Genomic DNA, 16,366 nt, shown 5'->3' on the forward strand with positions numbered 1-16,366 from the left:
GCCATGCCGTTGCTTCGCCCCAAGACTCGCTCGGCGCCGGATTGGCACGACTACCTGGTCGCCCGACGTCAGAAGAGCCGCCAGCAGGCGCTGGTGGACTTCTTCGCCGGGGCCGACCTGTCGCCGATCCTGCCGATTCAGGAGGCGCCGCTGATGGCACTGGACCTGGAGACCACCGGGCTCGATCCCAGGCGTGACGAGATCGTCTCGATTGGCCTGGTGCCCTTTTCGCTGTCGCGTATTCGGCTCGCCGAGCGGCGCTACTGGGTGGTGCGTCCCCATCGCACCCTGAACGCCGAGTCGGTGACCTTTCATCACATCACCCACGCCGATATCCAGGGGGCTCCGCGGATCGAGGAGGTGCTCGCCGATGTCTTCCGCGCCATGGCCGGCCACCTGCTGGTGGTGCACTTTCGCCATATCGAGAGGTCCTTTCTGGACGCCGCGGTACGAGCGGCCTGGAAGGAGTCACTGAGCTTCCCGGTGATCGACACCATGTCGCTGGAGGCGCGCATCCACCGTCAGTCGACCATGGCGCGCTTTCGTCGCTGGATGGGCCGACCACCCAGGTCGATCCGCCTGCACGACAGTCGGCTGCGCTACGGGCTACCGCATTATCATGGCCACCACGCCCTGACCGACGCCATCGCCACGGCGGAGTTGCTGCAGGCGCAAGTAGCCGGCAACTACGGCCCGGAGACGCCCATCGGCATGTTGTGGAGCTGAATATGGGAGTTGAGCTGCCCGTCGAGGCGTCAGCCATCTCTCCAAAAGAAAAGCGGCAGCCCGAGGGCTGCCGCTTTTTTCATGCGCTTGCTGTCTGCGTAAGGCTGGCCTAGACCGCCTTGGGCTCGCTCATCAGGCCCTTGATGATGGCGTAGCAGGCCACCAGCAGCACCAGGGTGAACGGCAGCCCGGTCGAGACCGCCGCCGCCTGCAGGGCGGTAAGACCGCCGCCCAGCAGCAGGGCGATGGCGATGGCGCCTTCGATGATGGCCCAGAACACGCGCTGCGGCTTGGGTGCGTCGACCTTGCCGCCGGCGGTGATCGAGTCGATGACCAGCGAACCGGAGTCCGAAGAGGTCACGAAGAACACGATGACCAGCACGATGCCGATGAAGGAAGTGATCGAGGCCAGCGGCAGCTCGCCGAGCATGGCGAACAGCTTGAGCTCGAGTGCGGCGTCCTGGACGCCCTGGAAGCCGTCGGTGATGTACTGCTCGATGGCGGTACCGCCGAAGGAGGTCATCCACAGCACCGATACCAGGGTCGGGACCAGCAGCACGGCGGTGAGGAACTCACGCACGGTGCGGCCACGGCTGACCCGGGCGATGAACATGCCGACGAACGGAGACCAGGAGATCCACCAGGCCCAGTAGAAGGCGGTCCAGCCCTGGACGAAGTTGGCGTCCTCGCGACCGAAGGGGTTGGACAGCGCCGGCAGCTCGGCCAGGTAGTGACCCAGGTTGGTGAAGAAGCCGGTGGCGATGGCCAGAGTCGGGCCCACCAGGATCACGAACGCCAGCAGCAGGAAGGCCAGCACCATGTTCACCTGGGACAGGCGCTGCACACCCTTCTCGACGCCAAGCATGATGGAACACAGGGCGACAGCGGTAATGCCGGCGATCAGCAGCACCATGGTGGTGTCGGTATTCGGCGTACCGAACAGCTCGTTCAGGCCGGCGGCAGCCTGAGAGGCACCAAGCCCCAGCGAGGTGGCCAGACCGAACAGGGTGGCAAAGACCGCCAGGATGTCGATCAGGTGGCCCGGCCAGCCCCATACGCGCTCGCCCAGGATCGGGTAGAACACCGAGCGCATGGTCAGCGGCAGACCCTTGTTGAAGGCGAAGATGGCCAGTGACAGGCCGACGATGGCGTAGGCCGCCCAGGGGTGCAGACCCCAGTGGAAGATGGTTGCCGCCATGCCGAGATCGACCGCGGCCTGTTCGTCACCGGCGGCGGCGCCCAGCGGAGCCCAGTCGGTACGTATGCCGTTTTCGCCGACCGAAGTGCCCCCGAGCGCGGTGGAGAAGTGGGTCATCGGCTCGGACACGCCATAGAACATCAGACCGATGCCCATGCCGGCGGCGAACAGCATGGCGAACCAGCCCATGTAGCTGTAGTCGGGCGTGGCCTCGGCACCACCGATGCGGACCTTGCCCAGCGGGGTGAAGATCAGTACCAGTGCCAGCAGCACGAATACGTTGCCGCCGAGCAGAAAGACCCAGGACAGGTTGCTGGTCAGCCAGCCACGGATGCCATTGAAGAACGGCTCGGCGCCGCCCTGAAAGGCCAGGGTCAGGATCACGAAGACCAGGATCAGCAGCGACGAGACGGTGAACACCTTGCCGTGCAGGTCCACGTCCACGCCGAAGGACTTGGTGACGATATTGTCCTGACCGATAACGTAGTCCGTATCGATCAGGTTGGCTGGCCCCTCCGGGGCCGGTACTCCTTCACTACCGGTATCGGCAGATGAAGGCTTGTGGTTGGGGTCTTTTTCCACGTGCGATCTCCCTTGCGTTTAAAAATGGTAACTGTGGCGTCACGCCATCGACTCGGAGCGGGGTCGCGGCTGGCTCGCCTGTCATCGATACCGTATGGTCCAGCCTGCCTGAAGTGTGGCCTGCCTGAGCCAGCTTGCCAGTTGTGCCGTCAACGGCATCTGTTCGAAGGCCGCCCGGGCACGCCTGGGTCAGCTTGCCACGATCGTCCGAGACCCAAGGTTCTGCCGGCGACCGCTTGCACCGCGTGGGCGACGCAGGTGCTGGCCGCAACGACAGCAGGGGCGCCCCGGGGCACCCCTGACCATTGCCACAGCATCATGACGGTGGCGTGGCATCTATCGGACTCAGGCCTCGCCGAGCCACTCCTTGACCACGTCCTGGTTATCCTCGACCCACTTCTGGGCGTTTTCGTAGGGATCGGTGTCGTCTTCCTGATTCATCAGCATGACTTCACCCATCATTTCCGTGGTCCACTCGAAGTTCTCGAGGATGGCGTAGGCCTCCGGCATGTCCTCTTCGAGGCCCTGACGGACGATGGTGTGGATCTGTTCGGCACCACCGTAGACGCCCTGGGGGTCCTCGAGGTACTTGAGGTCCCAGCGGGCGAACATCCAGTGCGGGGTCCAGGTGGTGACCACGATCGGCTCGCCACGGTCGATGGCGCTGCCCAGTGCGGCGGTCATGGTGGCGCCGCTGCCGGTGCGCAGGTCCAGGTCGAGCTCGTAGGCGTCGACCACTTCCTCGGTCAGACGCATCAGGCCGGCGCCGGGATCGATACCGATGATCTCGCCATTGAACTGGTCGGCGTGTTCATTGAGCTCATCAATCGAGTTGACCTCGGAATCTGCCGGAACCGCAAGGCCCAGCTTGGTGCCGTCGAGGTTGACGCCGGCATCGACCAGCTGGTCCTGGAGGCGCGCGTAGTAGTCCTCGTGGGTGGTCGGCAGCCAGCCGGCGAGCAGAGCGTCGGCGTCGCCGCTGGCGACGGACTGCCACATGGCCGCGGCAGACAGTGCGGAGGTCTCGACCTCGTAGCCGGCCTGTTCGAGCACAGCACGAACCACGTTGGTGGACGCCACGGTGGACGACCACTCGACGTAGGCCAGGTGCACGGAACCCTTGTCCTGGGCGTGAACACTGGTGGCGGCGGCGCTGATGGCCAGGGCCAGACCGAGAGAACGAGTTGCCTTGGGTGACATGGTGCGACTCTCCTTGCGATAAGAGGTATTAGCGTGAAGCAGGCGACAGTGTCTTGCAAATGCCGCCCCGCAGGCTCCCCCGGCCGAGGGAGCCCGCGTCGAGCGTTTACTGCTTGCGCTCCTTGCGCAGGGACTGGGTCAGGCGATCCAGCAGCATCGCCAGGATGACCACCGCGATGCCGGCCTCGAAGCCATCGCCCGGACGCAGTCGCTGGATGGCTCGCCAGACCTCGCTGCCCAGGCCATCGGCGCCGATCATAGCGGCGATCACCACCATCGACAGGGCCAGCATGATGGTCTGGTTGATGCCGGCCATTACCGTGGGCAGCGACAGCGGCAGCTGCACCTTGACTAGCTTCTGGCCGCGGGTGGCGCCGTAGGCGTCGGCGGCCTCGATCAGCTCCACCGGTACCTGACGGATGCCCAGGGTGGTGAAGCGAATGGCCGGCGGCATGGAGAAGATCACGGTGGCAAAGATCGCCGACACCGAGCCGATACCGAAGAACGGGATCGCCGGGATCAGGTAGACGAAGGCCGGCATGGTCTGCATGAAGTCCAGCACCGGCATGATCAGGCGGTAGAGTCGATCGGACAGCGCCGCGGCGATACCCACCGGCAAGGCGATGACCACCGCCACCAGGGTGGCGATGACGACCAGGGTCAGGGTCTCGATCATCGGGTCCCACAGATCGAGGTTCCAGATCAGGCCAAGGCCCAAGACCGCGCCGATGGCGAGCCTGGGGCTTGCCATCTTCCAGCACAGGCCGGCGATGATCAGCAGCAGGGCCCAGTCGGGCAGCCACATCAGGGCGTCATTGAGGCCGTCGATACCGGTCTGGGTAATCCGCGAGATGCCGCGGGTGACGGCAGAGTATTCGGTGGTCAGCCAGCTCAGGCCGGTCTCGATCCAGTCACCGAGGGGAATGCGAGGAATCTCGATCGCCATTAGTGGTCTCCTGCCTGTGCCAGTTCATCCAGTACCGCGCCCTTGACCACCACGCCCAGCAGGCGTCGCTCGTCGTCGATGACGGCGATGGGGAAGCTCTTTTCGTTGAATAGCGCGAACAGATTGTGCAGCGGCTCGTCGGGTCCCACGGTGCGGAAGTCCTGGGTCATCACGCTATCCAGTCGATCCTGTCCGCTCTGGATGGCGCTGTTGGCGGCGTCGGCCTCGACCAGTCCCTTGAGCTTGCGATCGCGGCTGGTGACGTAGATCGAGTCCATGGCGTTTTCTTTCATCTTGCGCAGTGCGGTACGCGGGCCGTCGTCCTCGCGGGCGGTCGCGCGCACCGGGCGCATGGCGCTCTCGGCGGTCAGCACCCGGGACATGTCGACGCCCTCGATGAAGCGCTCGACATAGTCGTCGGCCGGCTTGGTCAGGATCTCCTCCGGCGTGCCGATCTGCACCACCTCACCGTCCTTGAGCAGGACGATGCGGTCACCGATGTTCAGCGCTTCGTCCAGGTCGTGGGTGATGAACACCGTGGTCTTCTTCATGCGGTGCTGGAGTTCCAGCAACTCCTGCTGCATATCCTTGCGGATCAGCGGGTCGAGCGCCGAGAAGGCCTCGTCCATCAGCAGCACGGTGGAGTCATTGGCCAGCGCCCGGGCCAGGCCAACACGCTGCTGCATGCCGCCGGACAGCTGATTGGGGTAGGCGTCTTCCCACCCGTTAAGCCCGACCTGGGTCAGGGCGTCACGGGCGGTCTTGGCGCGGGTGTCGGCGTCGATGCCGCGAATCTCCAGCCCGAATTCCGCGTTCTGCTGCACGGTACGGTGGGGGAACAGGGCAAAGTTCTGGAAGACCATCGAGAAGTGACGGCGGCGGCACTCCAGCAGTGCCTTGTCGGAGAGCTGCGGAATGTCCTCGCCGTCGATGATGATCTCGCCTTCGGTGGGCTCGATCAGCCGGTTGAGGCAGCGGATCAGGGTCGACTTGCCCGAGCCTGAGAGGCCCATGATCACCAGCAGTTCGCCTTCATGGACGTCGAAGTCGATGTTCGACAGGCCCAGGGTCTGGCCGGTCTTGTCCAGGATTTCAGGACGCTTGAGCCCTTCATCGCGTAGCTTGAGTGCCTTCTTCGGCTGGTCGCCGAAGACCTTGCTCAGCCCGCGAACCTTGATCTTGACGGATCGGTTCTCGCTCATGGGTAGGGGTGCCTTGTTGGGTTGCGTAAACACGTCCAGCCGGTCGAACGATGAAGGTCGACGTCACGTGCATCCTGGCGTCGGCGTTCATCGTCCAGCGCTGGCGCGGCTGCGTCAGGGGCGGCACTCCTTGCCGCATCCCCACGGCTGAACAGCATGCCAGCTTTCACCGTTGAGGCGCAGAAAGGTGCAATACCCTAAAGGTCTTTGAAAGATCATTCAAATTCAGCATGGGCGCACGTTCACTGAATCGAGAAAGCCCCGGTGGGTGCGGTATTGGGTAGAAGTGGGGGAGAAGCCCATGCCGGAACGGCATGGGCAAGGGGAGTTATTTTCCTGTCGCGGTCCCTGTCGCGGTCAGTATCGGCGCCGCTCAGCGTACCCGCGTCAGCCGGATCAGACGACCGGGATCGCTGTCGGTCAGCAGGTAGATGGCGCCGTCGGGGCCGAGCCGCACGTCGCGGATGCGGCCGACCTCGCCATCCAGTACCACCTCGCGCTCGATGATGCTGTCGCCCTCGAGGCGCAGGCGCAGCAGTCGCTCGCCGCGAAGCCCGCCCGCCAGCAGATCGCCCTGCCAGGCGGGAAATTCTTCACCGCTGACCACGGCGAGCCCGGACGGCGCAAAGCGTCCTTCGAACACATGCACCGGATCGCGCATGCCCGGGGCACTGTCGACGCCCAGCGGCAGGTTGGTGGCGTAGTCGCGTCCGCGGGTCACCTCGGGCCAGCCGTAGTTCTCGCCGGGCAGAATACGATTGAGTTCGTCGCCGGTGCGCGGGCCGTGCTCGGTCGACCACAGGGTGCCGTCGGCAGCCTGGGCAAGGCCCTGAGGGTTGCGGTGGCCGATCGAGTAGACCTCGGGGGCCGCGTCATCGTCGAAGCCCGGATTGTCCGGCGCGGGATCGCCGTCTGCGGTCAGCCTGAGCAGGCTGCCGGCGTGGTCTGCCGGGTCTTGGGCGCGGCTCTTGCTGACGCCGCGATCGCCGATGGTCAGCCACAGCAGGCCCTGGTCGTCGAACAGCAGGCGGCCACCATAATGGCGGCCTGGCGTGGAAAAGCGATTCTGCACAAAAATTGGCGTTATCGCGCCCAGGGCGTCGTCCTCGAATCTGACCCGTGATACCGCCGTGGCGTCGTCCGAGTCGCCGTCCTTGCCGGGCTGCGCCCAGCTGAAGTAGAGCCAGTCGTGGCTGCCGTCGCCGAATTGCGGATGCAGCGCCAGGTCAAAGAGCCCACCCTGGCCGCGGTGTGAGACCTGCGGCAGACCGTCGAGTCTCTGGACATCACCGTCATCCACCAGCGCCAGGGTCCCGGGCTGCTCGGCGACCAGCATGCGCCCATCGGGCAGAAAGGCCAGCGACCAGGGGGTGTCCAGCTCATCGGTGATCAGCTCGAGCGCGACCGGGTGATGAAGTCCCGGCACCTGCTCGGGCAACGACGCCGCCTGGGCGCCTGCAGGCAATGACAACGTCAGCAGGGCGAGGGAAAGGCTTCGCAACATGGAGACTCCGCACGGCAAGTATGGGTTTCCGGTGGCGGACCGCTTCCCAGTCCCGGGCACGCCGAGCGGCGATGGCGTGACAGGTCGGCGAAGACGCTTTTCCTGCCAAGGTCAACAAGTGTTACAGCAGCAGCGCCAGCAGCACCGGTAGATAGATCAAGGATAGCAGTGTGGAACAGAACACCAGGCTCGCCACATAGGCGGGCTCGCGCTGGGACTTCTGGGCAAACAGATAGTTGAACACCGCTACCGGCATGCTCATCTGCAGCACCAGGATCGCCAGTGCCATGGGGGGCAGGTCAAGCCAGATGCCTATGCCCCAGGCCACGCCCGCCGCCAGGGGGATGCGCAAAAGGCTGAACCAGACACCCGAGCGCAGGCTTCTGACCTGGATGCTGGCCAGCGACACCCCCAGGGTGATCAGCATCAGCGGCACGGTGAAGCCTGAAATCAGATCGACGCTGTTCTGCAGCCACAGCGGCAGTTCGGTGTCGGTGAACAACAGCGCGATGGAGATCAGGATGGCGTAGACCGTGGGCGTCTTGACCAGCGACTTCAGCGGATTGCCACGACTGGCCAGCATGGTGCCCAAGGTGAACTGGAACAGTGACACCGTCACCATCACCGTGATGCCGAAGGCGAAGCCAGCCTCGCCGAAGGCGTAGAGGATCACCGGTAGCCCCATGTTGCCGGTGTTGGGGTACATGGTGGGAGCCAGCAGCACCCGCCAGTCCTTGCGCAGTACCAGCGCCAGCACGAAGGCCAGCGCGGCCATGGCGCACAGCACCAGGGCGGCCGCCAGCATGGTGCGACCGAAGCTCGAGGCGTCGATCTCGGCACCCGCCAGCGAGGCGATCACCAACGCAGGCGTACCGATGTTGAACACCAGTTTGGTGACGAAGGCCACCGGATAGTCGAAACCGCGGCGGATCCAGAAGAATCCGAGACCGGCGCCGGTGATCACCGGCGCCATCACGGCGAAGAGTTGGGCAAACATGCGAGGATCTATCTCCTTATCGGTCGACACCCGGGGCCTTGGCACCCTGTCGGTCTGGAGTACGCTGCAGGCCAGCGACGCCGACGGCAGGCGCGGCTTGCCGGGCCTGTCGAGAGCGAGCGGCCTGGCGCTCCAGCGACATCGTCAAGCGCTCGATCAGACCCGCCATCAGCCGGTACTCGGCGCTGTCATTCGTCTGCTGTTCAAGCGTCTGCAGCAGCCGGTTGCCGTATTCACGAGCTCTATCTGGTGCGTGGCCTCTGGCGCTGGCGCCGTAGTCGTCGGCGAGGGCGGCGGCAAGGTCGTCAAGGGCGAGGTCTAGCGCGTCACTGCGCCCGCCCAGGCGCCGCCGCAGATTGAGGCTGGCGTAGCCGAGGTCCAGCCCCACCAGGCCCAGCGAAAATAGATAGCGGCGTTCTTCCGGGAGGCTGTCGTCGTGCTGGGCGAGCCTGAGTAGGCGGTCCGCCATGGTACCACCGAAGCGTGACTCGGCTTCATGGAAGCTACGCCGGTGAAGCCCGTGGAGGTCGTTCACCGTGGCGCTGACCAGCCGGTGCTTGCGAATGGTGGTGGGGAGTCCTGGCGCCAGGCGAAAGGCCATCACCACTGTGGAGAGCCCGAGCAGCAGGGCGATAGCGCGGCCGAGGAAGTCGTCGATGGAAAAGTCCATGCCATTGCCGGGCATGGTCAGCAGGATGTTGCCGATGGTGAAGGCCAGGCAATAGCCCATCAAGCGGGGGTTGGCGGCGCCCAGCAGACCCAGGAACAAGGGCGGCATGAACACCAGCGCGAGGGTGACGAAGTCGTTGGCCTGGGCCAGCAGTACATGGCCGAACAGCAAGGCGCTGGGTACCGCCGCCAGCATGCCCTTGAGGAAGGTGGCGGCGACCGCTGCCGGATTGTCGCGGGTCGCGAAGAAGGCCGAGAACAGGGTGCCGACCAGCATCGCGATCTGACCATTGTCCCAGGCGGTGTAGCGCCAGACGATGGCCAGCAGGGCGAACACCAGTCCGGCTCGCAGTCCGTTGAGGGCAGCTTCCAGATGATCCCGGTGAAAGGCCAGCGCCGGCGCCTTGAGGCGGCGTTTGCCGGGGGTGTGGATCGCCTCCCGCGCATCGAGGATGACCAGGGCGTGGCCGAGGGCCTCGCGCAGGCCGAGATGGATGCGCCGTTGCAGCAGCGCCTCTGGTGACTCGGTAGTGCGTGTCGTAGCGGGGTCGCTGGTGATGGGCCCACTGGCGCTGCGCCCGCACCGGGCTGTGGTTTGGCCTGCGGCCTGGTCTGGGGCCTGGTCTGGGGTCTGGTCCGAGGCCTGGTCTGGGGCCTGGTCTGGGGCAGGAGCTATGCCCTCGTCCGAGTCGGCGGCCATGCACTGAAGGGCCCGATGCCTGAGCGCCTGCAGCCGCTGGCGGGCCTGGGCCACGCCGCTGCCCTCGGCGCTGTGGCGCAGGTCATTGGCCATGTCCTCGATCAGGCGTTTGGTGGGCGTTGGCAGCTCGCCGCCGTGGGAGCGCAGCAGTTGCTGGAGCGCGTGGAGGATCGCCAGCAGGCGGGCGGTGCGCACCGTCAGCACATGGCTGGCGCGTAGCCGGCCGATGCCTTCCGGGCCTTCGTAGCGTGCCGCCTGGCTATCGGTTTCCAGCTGGGTCAGGGGTTGCAGACTGGCGGTCAGGGTGGCTTGCAGGGCAGCGATATCGGCGCTGTTGTCCAGGCGCAGGGCGCCGTGCAAGAAGGCCTGATTGACCACCTGATCGGCCAGGCCGGCGAGATGATCACGGACCTGAATCGGCCACAGCAAGGCGCTGACCAGGGTGGCGCAGATGGCCCCCAGCGCCAGCTCCGACAGGCGCGCCACGGCCACCGCGAACAGACCCGTGGGGGCGCTGGCGGTGATGACCACGATCAGCATGGCGGTGACGGCCGCCATGATGCAGCCGAAGGAAGCGTTGTTGCGGGTCACCGAGGCGGCGTAGGCGCACAGGATGATCCAGGCGGTCAGACAGATCAGTGCCGGTGTCGGCGACTGCACGAACAACGACATGATGGCGATGCCGGCGAGGCAGCCGACGACGGTGCCGGTGATCTGGCTGATGCCTTTCTCCAGCACCATGCCGCTCATCGGGCGAATCTGCAGAAAGGCGGCGGAAATCAGCGCCCAGTAGGGACGATCGAGGTCGCACCAGAGAGCAATGTACAGCGCCAGGGCCATGGCCAGGGTGGCCTTGATGGCGAACTTGACCGCACTGGCCGGCGGCGTCAGGTAGGCCTGCCACCATACCGAAAAAGGCATTAGCGAGACTCGGGCCGGACCCGCACCGTGGCGGTCATGCCGGCGCTCAGGTCGAGGTTCGTCGGCACCTCGTCGAGGGTGATGCGTACCGGAATGCGCTGGGCCAGGCGCACCCAGCTGAAGGTGGGCTCGACCTGGGGCAGCAGCTGGTCGTTGGGGGTGGCGTTGTCATTGGCGATGGCTCGTCCAATGCTGTCGACGTGGCCATCCAGCTCGAGGTTGCCGCTCATCAGAATGACCTTGGCCGGATCGCCCACGGCCAGGGCAGGGCGCTTGGTCTCCTCGAAGTAGGCGGTGACGTAGTAGGAATCCTCCACCACCAGCGCCATGACCGAGGTGCCCCGATTGACGTAGTTGCCCTGAGTGAGCTGGAGGTTGATCAGGTGCCCCGAGGCCGGGGCGGTGACCTCGGTGCGCTCCAGGTCCAGGCGGGCGCTGGTCAGGTCACTGCGGGCCTGGTCGAGGGCGGCGGCGGCGACATCGCGGTCACGATTGGCGCTTTCGCGATTCTCGGCGCTGATCGCCTGGCGGCTGAGTTGCTCTCGCCGCGACGCCTCGTGTTCCTTCAGTGCAAGCTCGGCCTCACGCTGGGCGACGATGGCAGAGGCCTTGGCCAGGGCGGCCTGGTAGCGAGCATCGTCGATACGAAACAGCACCTGGCCTTTTTCCACGTGGTCGTTGTCGTCGACCGCAAAGGCGATCACCCGGCCCGACACGTCGGGGGCCACGGTGATGATGTCGGCGCCGACTCGGGCGTCACGGGTCCAGGGGCTGTACAGATAGTAGCGCCACAGCCACAGTCCGGTCGCCACGGCGGCGGCGACCACCGCCAGGGTGATCAGCACGCGCAGGGTCTTGCGCATTCAGGCGCCTCCGCTGGCAAGCGCACCCCACCAGGCGACCCCGGCGGTGCACAGAACGAAAAGAGAGGTGTCCAGCCACGCCTCGTACCACAGCCGAGAGGTGCCGCACAGGCGGTGCAGGGCGAAGCGTAGTACTGCGGCGAGCAGCAGTCCGATCAGGGCGTAGACCAGCAGTGGGCTGAAATAGATACCGCCAAGCGCGACTTCCTTGAGCGCCATGCTGGGCCTCCCCGGGATTCAACCGTGCGGTTGTGAATCGTGTAACCGAGACCAAGCGTAGCAAACATGCAAGCAAGGCGGGAGGGGCTCACCCCACCTGACGGCGGGGCAGGGCGGTGGTCTCCAGGGCTCGCCAGGCGTCCGGCACGGCGTCGCGCAGATGGTCGAGCAGGGCGCTGACCTTGCGCGGCTGATGGCCGAAACCGTAAAGCAGGGTCACCGGCAGCGGTGCCAGCGACCAGTCTTCCAGGCAGCGCACCAGTTCGCCGGGGTGATGGCGTTCGCGGGCTTCGGTGGTCCACACCGGCAGGATGCCGAGCCCGCGACCCCGGGCGATGGCGTCGATATGCAGCATCGACTGGTCGACGCGAAAGCGTGACGCCGGTGGCTGGAAGTGCACCGTGCCGCCGTGACGGTGGGATAGGGTGATGCCGCCCTGACTGTCGCCCATCAGGTCGATCCAGGCGTGATGGCCAAGGGCGTCGGGTGCCTCCGGGGTACCGTGCTTCGCCAGATAGTCCGGATGAGCGTAGATGCCGCGCTCCAGCGCGCCGAGGCGCTCCTGGCGCAGGTTGCCCTCGTCGGTCTCGCCAAGCCATACGCAGATGCCCTGGAAGTCGGGATCCCGTGGCGCCGTTTCGCCGGTACTCAGCGTCAGGCGTATCGCCGGATGACGTTCCAGAAAGGTCTCCATCACGCCGCCCAGCCAGCTTCGCGTCAGGGTGCGATGGGCTTCGACATGAAGCTCGCCGCTGACGTCCTCGCGCAGGCTGTCCAGGGTGCGCTGACCCTGTTCGGCCAGTTCCAGGATTTCCCGACTGATCACGTAGTAGCGCTGTCCGGCCTCGGTGGGCAGGAGCTGGTTGGCCTGACGCTTGAGCAGCGGTTGGCCCAGCCGCGACTCGAGCTGGCTGATTCGCCGGCTCAAGGTCGACTTCGCCAGACCCAGCTGGATGGCGCTCTGGGTCAGGCTTCCGGTCTCCATGACGCGGTTGAAGGCAAGCAGTTCGTCGAGATCTGGCATGGCATCACGCAAGCGGGAAGAGGGGCAACACGAACCGCAGTATGCCACGGGATCGTGCGGATGAAAATCATTCTCCCTTGTGCTGATGGCCTCTACCGCATGCCAGCCGTGCACGTCCTGCGCGTGGAGCGACGCAAGCCGGGAGGGCAGGCGGGCAAGGCGAGTAGGGGCGGGCGAATCAGGCAGGCAAGGCAGGCAAGGCAGGCAAGCCAGCTTCGGGAGGGGGTTGCGAGAGTTGCAACGTCACGTTCACGAGCAATTGTGCAACTTTGATGGAAGAATCTAAATGATAAATATTCACATTCATTGTTATGCGCAGGTCGTCTCGACCCAGGGCGGCGGTCCTGAAACGCCAGCCATTGCGCGTGCCACCGGGTGGCTTGCCACCCCTTTTCGGAGTCATGAAGAAGATGTTGCCTCAGCGCTTGTCAGCTCAACCTCTGTCATCTCGCAGCCTGTCTGCTGGTTGCCTGTCGCTTCACCCTCTGTCGCTGCACCCTCTATCGCTTCACATTCGCCGCCTGGCGGCGGGGCTGTCGGGGATCGCCCTGTGTGGCGCAGTGCCGGCGCTCGGCGCCGAAGACATGGCGCTTGATGACGTGGTGGTCACCGCCTCAGGCTTCGATCAGAGCGTGGCCGATGCGCCGGCCTCGATCAGCGTGGTGACCCGGGAGGATCTGGAAAAGCGCTACTACCAGGACGTCACCGACGCCCTACGTGACGTGCCCGGGGTGATCGTGACCGGCGGCGGCGGTGGTGACAACGGTTACGACATCAGCATGCGCGGCATGCCCGCGGAGTACACCCTGCTGCTGATCGACGGGCGCCGTGTCAGTACTCGTGAGACCCGCCCCAACGGCAGCGCCGGCTTCGAGCAGGACTGGCTGCCGCCACTGCAGGCCATCGAGCGCATCGAGGTGGTGCGTGGCCCCATGGCCACTCTTTACGGCTCCGATGCCATCGGTGGGGTGATCAACGTCATCACCCGCAAGGTGGCCGATGAGTGGCACGGCAACCTGCAGCTCGACACCATGCTGCAGGAAGACAGCGCGTCCGGCGACAGCCGTCAGGCCAACTTCTATACCTCTGGTCCGCTGGTCGAGGGGCTGGCCGGGCTGACCCTCTACGGCCGTGCGACCCAGCGCGATGAAGACAATATCCTCTATGGCTACGAGGACAAGCAGGTCCAGAGCCTGACCGCGAGGTTGTCGCTGACACCCAGCGTCAACCACGACCTGGCGCTGGAGGCCAGTCGCACCGAGCAGCAGCGCGAGGCGCTGGTGGGCAACAGCGTCGATCCGGACGGTTGTCGTGGCGGCTGTGAGGACAGCTTCGACGACTACACCCAGGAGTACGTCGCCCTGACCCATACCGGGCGTTTCTCCTTCGGCACCAGCGAGACCTATGTCCAGCGCGAGGTGTCCGAGAACGAGACCCGCGAGATGGAGATCACCAACACCAACGCCAAGTCGAGCCTGGTGGTGCCGCTCGGTGCCCATATCGTCACCGTCGGCGCAAGCTTCGAGGAAGAGGAGCTGGACGATCGTACCTCGAACCAGATCTCGGATCTCACCAATGTCCGCAACAGCCAATGGGCGCTGTTCGCCGAGGACGAATGGATGCTGCTCGACGACTGGTCGCTGACCGGTGGCGTGCGCATGGATCATGACGAGAACTACGGCTCCGAGATCAGCCCACGGCTTTACAGCGTGTGGCACATGACCCAGGACTGGACCCTCAAGGGTGGCGTGTCCACCGGCTATCGCTCGCCGGACCTCAGGGAAATCACCCCGGGCTGGGGCCAGGTCAGCCGCGGCGGTGACGTTTACGGCAACCCGGATCTCGAGCCGGAGACCTCGCTCAACAAGGAGCTGGGCCTTCTCTATAACGGGGCTGGCGGGTTGTCGGCCAGCGCCACGCTGTTCCACAACGACTTCGACGACAAGATCACGCGGATCGAGTGCCCGGCCGACGTCTGTACCGACGGCCCCAACCAGTTCGGCAGCAACCCCACCTATCGGGTCAACGTCGACGAAGCGGTCACCCAGGGGGTGGAGCTGTCGCTGTCGACGCCGCTTGGCGACTCGCTCGAGCTGTCGGCGAGCTACACCTACACCGACTCCGAGCAGAAGAGTGGCGAGTACGAGGGCGAGCCTCTGACTCAGCTGCCGGAGCACGAGTTCTCGGCCAGTCTCGACTGGGAGATCAACGATCGCCTGTCCCAGTGGACCCGGGTCACCTACCGTGGCGACGAGAGTCAGCCCACCACCGGCCCGTCCCAGAGTGAAATCGTCGCGCCGGACTACACCTTCGTCGACACCGGCCTCGGCTATCAGTTGACCGACGCCGCCCGCGTCAACGTCGGCATCTACAACCTGTTCGATGAAGACATCGACTACGACGAGTATGGCTACGTCGAGGATGGCCGCCGGCTGTGGCTGGGGCTGAACGTCGATTTCTGATCCCTGAGGGGCCAAGGGAAAGAAAGAGAATGCCTGTCCGCCATGATCGAACGCATCGTTGCGCGAGCTTGGACGAGAAGGGCAGGTATTCTCAAACGAGATTGATTACTATAAGCGTCAATAGTGATGCCCCGCCCCATTGCGGGGGAACCGACAAGGAAGATGAGCATGCGTGGAATGTCACCCCTGGCCCGAGGCGCCGTCGCGCTGGGCCAGAAAGTAGGCCCGGGGATTGGCCTGGCACTCGGACTCAGCCTGGTCACCCTGGGGGTGGCCAGCGCCCAGGAGGAACCTCGCGTCCTCGACACCGCCTTCGGTGAGGTCGAGATCCAGGGCCAGCCCGAGCGGGTTGTCACGCTCTACGAAGGGGCACTGGACACCTCCCTGACCGCCGGGGTGACGCCGCTTGGCGCGGTGGCGACCCGCGCCGCCGAGGACGTGGCCGACTACCTGAAGGATGAGGTGCCCGACATCCAGATCGTGGGCACCGCCGGCGAGGTCAATGTAGAGGCGGTTGTCGGGCTCGAGCCGGACCTGATCCTGGCTTCCTCGCGACTGTCCGAGGATACCTACGCGCTGCTGTCGCAGCTTGCCCCCACCGTGGTACCGGCGACCGAGGGCTTCGCCCCCGAGGCCTGGAAGGACGAGGCGCGGCTGTTCGGCAGGGCGCTGGGCCACGAAGGCGAGATCGATCGCGCCATCGAGACGGTCGAAGCGCGCGCCGCCGAGCTCGCCGCTACCTTCGAGGCAGAGACGTCCCAGGACAACGCCTTCCTGATTCGCTGGATGCCCCAGGGGCCGCTGGTGATGTCCACCGAGCTTTTCACCACCGGCTTGCTCGCCGCCGTCGGCCTCGACGTCCAGGACGATCAGCTGGTGCCGGCGGGACGGCCTCACAGCGACCCGCTGAGCCTGGAGGCGCTGTCGCGGGTCGACGGTGACTGGTTGTTCGTCGCGACCCTGGACGCCAACGGGGCCGAGGCACTGGACCAGGCGATGCAGAGCGACGCCTTCAAACGCCTGTCGGTGGTCGGCAACGACCGCGTGGTGGCGGTGGACGGCCAGTTGTGGACCAGTGCCAGTGGTCCCATCGCCGCCCAGGCGGTGCTCGATGACATCGAGCAGGCCCTGGAGGGCGTCGTGACACCGTGAG

General features: G+C 65.5%; 13 protein-coding genes. 3 read left to right on the forward strand and 10 right to left on the reverse strand.

The genetic code is table 11. The features are described from left to right. Positions 1–3 precede the first annotated feature (3 nt). A complete protein-coding gene (locus C6W88_RS11160; protein WP_045992020.1) occupies positions 4–726 on the forward strand; it encodes a 3'-5' exonuclease in 723 nt (240 codons plus the stop codon). A 109-nt stretch (positions 727–835) separates the two neighbouring features. Here C6W88_RS11160 and C6W88_RS11165 read toward each other — a convergent pair whose 3' ends face one another. The 10 genes from C6W88_RS11165 to C6W88_RS11210 all read right to left on the reverse strand — a co-directional run bounded on the left by C6W88_RS11165 (position 836) and on the right by C6W88_RS11210 (position 12,751). Further along, positions 836–2,506: a BCCT family transporter gene (locus tag C6W88_RS11165; protein ID WP_108132480.1), complete on the reverse strand. Its 1,671-nt coding sequence runs from the start codon at positions 2,504–2,506 to the stop codon at positions 836–838. A gap of 345 nt (positions 2,507–2,851) precedes the next feature. After that, positions 2,852–3,706, reverse strand: a complete 855-nt coding sequence (locus C6W88_RS11170) for a glycine betaine ABC transporter substrate-binding protein (RefSeq protein ID WP_045992018.1) — start codon at positions 3,704–3,706, stop codon at positions 2,852–2,854. Between the two features lie 106 nt (positions 3,707–3,812). After that, on the reverse strand, positions 3,813–4,646 hold the full coding sequence (locus tag C6W88_RS11175) for an ABC transporter permease (RefSeq protein WP_045992040.1): 834 nt from the start codon (positions 4,644–4,646) through the stop codon (positions 3,813–3,815). A 5-nt stretch (positions 4,647–4,651) separates the two neighbouring features. Further along, positions 4,652–5,854, reverse strand: coding sequence for a quaternary amine ABC transporter ATP-binding protein (locus C6W88_RS11180; RefSeq protein ID WP_045992017.1), 1,203 nt, complete (start codon positions 5,852–5,854; stop codon positions 4,652–4,654). A gap of 373 nt (positions 5,855–6,227) precedes the next feature. Further along, on the reverse strand, positions 6,228–7,358 hold the full coding sequence (locus tag C6W88_RS11185) for a PQQ-dependent sugar dehydrogenase (RefSeq protein WP_108132481.1): 1,131 nt from the start codon (positions 7,356–7,358) through the stop codon (positions 6,228–6,230). 121 nt (positions 7,359–7,479) lie between these two features. After that, positions 7,480–8,355 carry an AEC family transporter gene (locus tag C6W88_RS11190; protein WP_045992015.1) on the reverse strand — a complete coding sequence of 292 codons (876 nt, stop codon included), beginning with the start codon at positions 8,353–8,355 and terminating at the stop codon, positions 7,480–7,482. A 16-nt stretch (positions 8,356–8,371) separates the two neighbouring features. After that, entirely contained in the window at positions 8,372–10,645 is a 2,274-nt protein-coding gene (locus C6W88_RS11195; RefSeq protein ID WP_108132482.1) for an FUSC family protein, read from the reverse strand. Then, complete coding sequence (locus C6W88_RS11200; RefSeq protein ID WP_108132483.1) at positions 10,645–11,508, reverse strand: efflux RND transporter periplasmic adaptor subunit; 864 nt, start codon at positions 11,506–11,508, stop codon at positions 10,645–10,647. The genes C6W88_RS11195 and C6W88_RS11200 overlap by 1 nt, the downstream gene beginning before the upstream one ends. Beyond that, positions 11,509–11,727: a DUF1656 domain-containing protein gene (locus C6W88_RS11205; protein ID WP_108132484.1), complete on the reverse strand. Its 219-nt coding sequence runs from the start codon at positions 11,725–11,727 to the stop codon at positions 11,509–11,511. 88 nt (positions 11,728–11,815) lie between these two features. Continuing rightward, positions 11,816–12,751, reverse strand: coding sequence for a LysR family transcriptional regulator (locus C6W88_RS11210; RefSeq protein ID WP_045992011.1), 936 nt, complete (start codon positions 12,749–12,751; stop codon positions 11,816–11,818). Between the two features lie 584 nt (positions 12,752–13,335). Between C6W88_RS11210 and C6W88_RS11215 the strand changes: the two genes are divergently transcribed. Together C6W88_RS11215 and C6W88_RS11220 are read left to right on the forward strand one after the other, a co-directional pair. Then, a complete protein-coding gene (locus C6W88_RS11215; protein WP_108132562.1) occupies positions 13,336–15,213 on the forward strand; it encodes a ligand-gated channel protein in 1,878 nt (625 codons plus the stop codon). A 168-nt stretch (positions 15,214–15,381) separates the two neighbouring features. Beyond that, positions 15,382–16,365 (forward strand): ABC transporter substrate-binding protein, encoded by a 984-nt coding sequence (locus C6W88_RS11220; protein ID WP_231498613.1) that lies wholly within the window; start codon positions 15,382–15,384, stop codon positions 16,363–16,365. The last annotated feature ends 1 nt before the right edge of the window (position 16,366 follow it).

Source organism: Halomonas litopenaei (genome assembly GCF_003045775.1).
GTDB classification, from domain to species: Bacteria; Pseudomonadota; Gammaproteobacteria; order Pseudomonadales; family Halomonadaceae; genus Halomonas; species Halomonas litopenaei.

What these genes read in the sequence shown, in the direction of transcription:
- C6W88_RS11220 (WP_231498613.1), top strand. Translation starts at nt 15,382, where the DNA reads ATGCGTGGAATGTCACCCCTGGCCCGAGGCGCCGTCGCGCTGGGCCAG.
- C6W88_RS11215 (WP_108132562.1), top strand. Translation starts at nt 13,336, where the DNA reads ATGGCGCTTGATGACGTGGTGGTCACCGCCTCAGGCTTCGATCAGAGC.
- C6W88_RS11185 (WP_108132481.1), bottom strand. Translation starts at nt 7,358, where the DNA reads ATGTTGCGAAGCCTTTCCCTCGCCCTGCTGACGTTGTCATTGCCTGCA.
- C6W88_RS11170 (WP_045992018.1), bottom strand. Translation starts at nt 3,706, where the DNA reads ATGTCACCCAAGGCAACTCGTTCTCTCGGTCTGGCCCTGGCCATCAGC.
- C6W88_RS11205 (WP_108132484.1), bottom strand. Translation starts at nt 11,727, where the DNA reads ATGGCGCTCAAGGAAGTCGCGCTTGGCGGTATCTATTTCAGCCCACTG.
- C6W88_RS11200 (WP_108132483.1), bottom strand. Translation starts at nt 11,508, where the DNA reads ATGCGCAAGACCCTGCGCGTGCTGATCACCCTGGCGGTGGTCGCCGCC.
- C6W88_RS11180 (WP_045992017.1), bottom strand. Translation starts at nt 5,854, where the DNA reads ATGAGCGAGAACCGATCCGTCAAGATCAAGGTTCGCGGGCTGAGCAAG.
- C6W88_RS11195 (WP_108132482.1), bottom strand. Translation starts at nt 10,645, where the DNA reads ATGCCTTTTTCGGTATGGTGGCAGGCCTACCTGACGCCGCCGGCCAGT.
- C6W88_RS11160 (WP_045992020.1), top strand. Translation starts at nt 4, where the DNA reads ATGCCGTTGCTTCGCCCCAAGACTCGCTCGGCGCCGGATTGGCACGAC.
- C6W88_RS11210 (WP_045992011.1), bottom strand. Translation starts at nt 12,751, where the DNA reads ATGCCAGATCTCGACGAACTGCTTGCCTTCAACCGCGTCATGGAGACC.
- C6W88_RS11190 (WP_045992015.1), bottom strand. Translation starts at nt 8,355, where the DNA reads ATGTTTGCCCAACTCTTCGCCGTGATGGCGCCGGTGATCACCGGCGCC.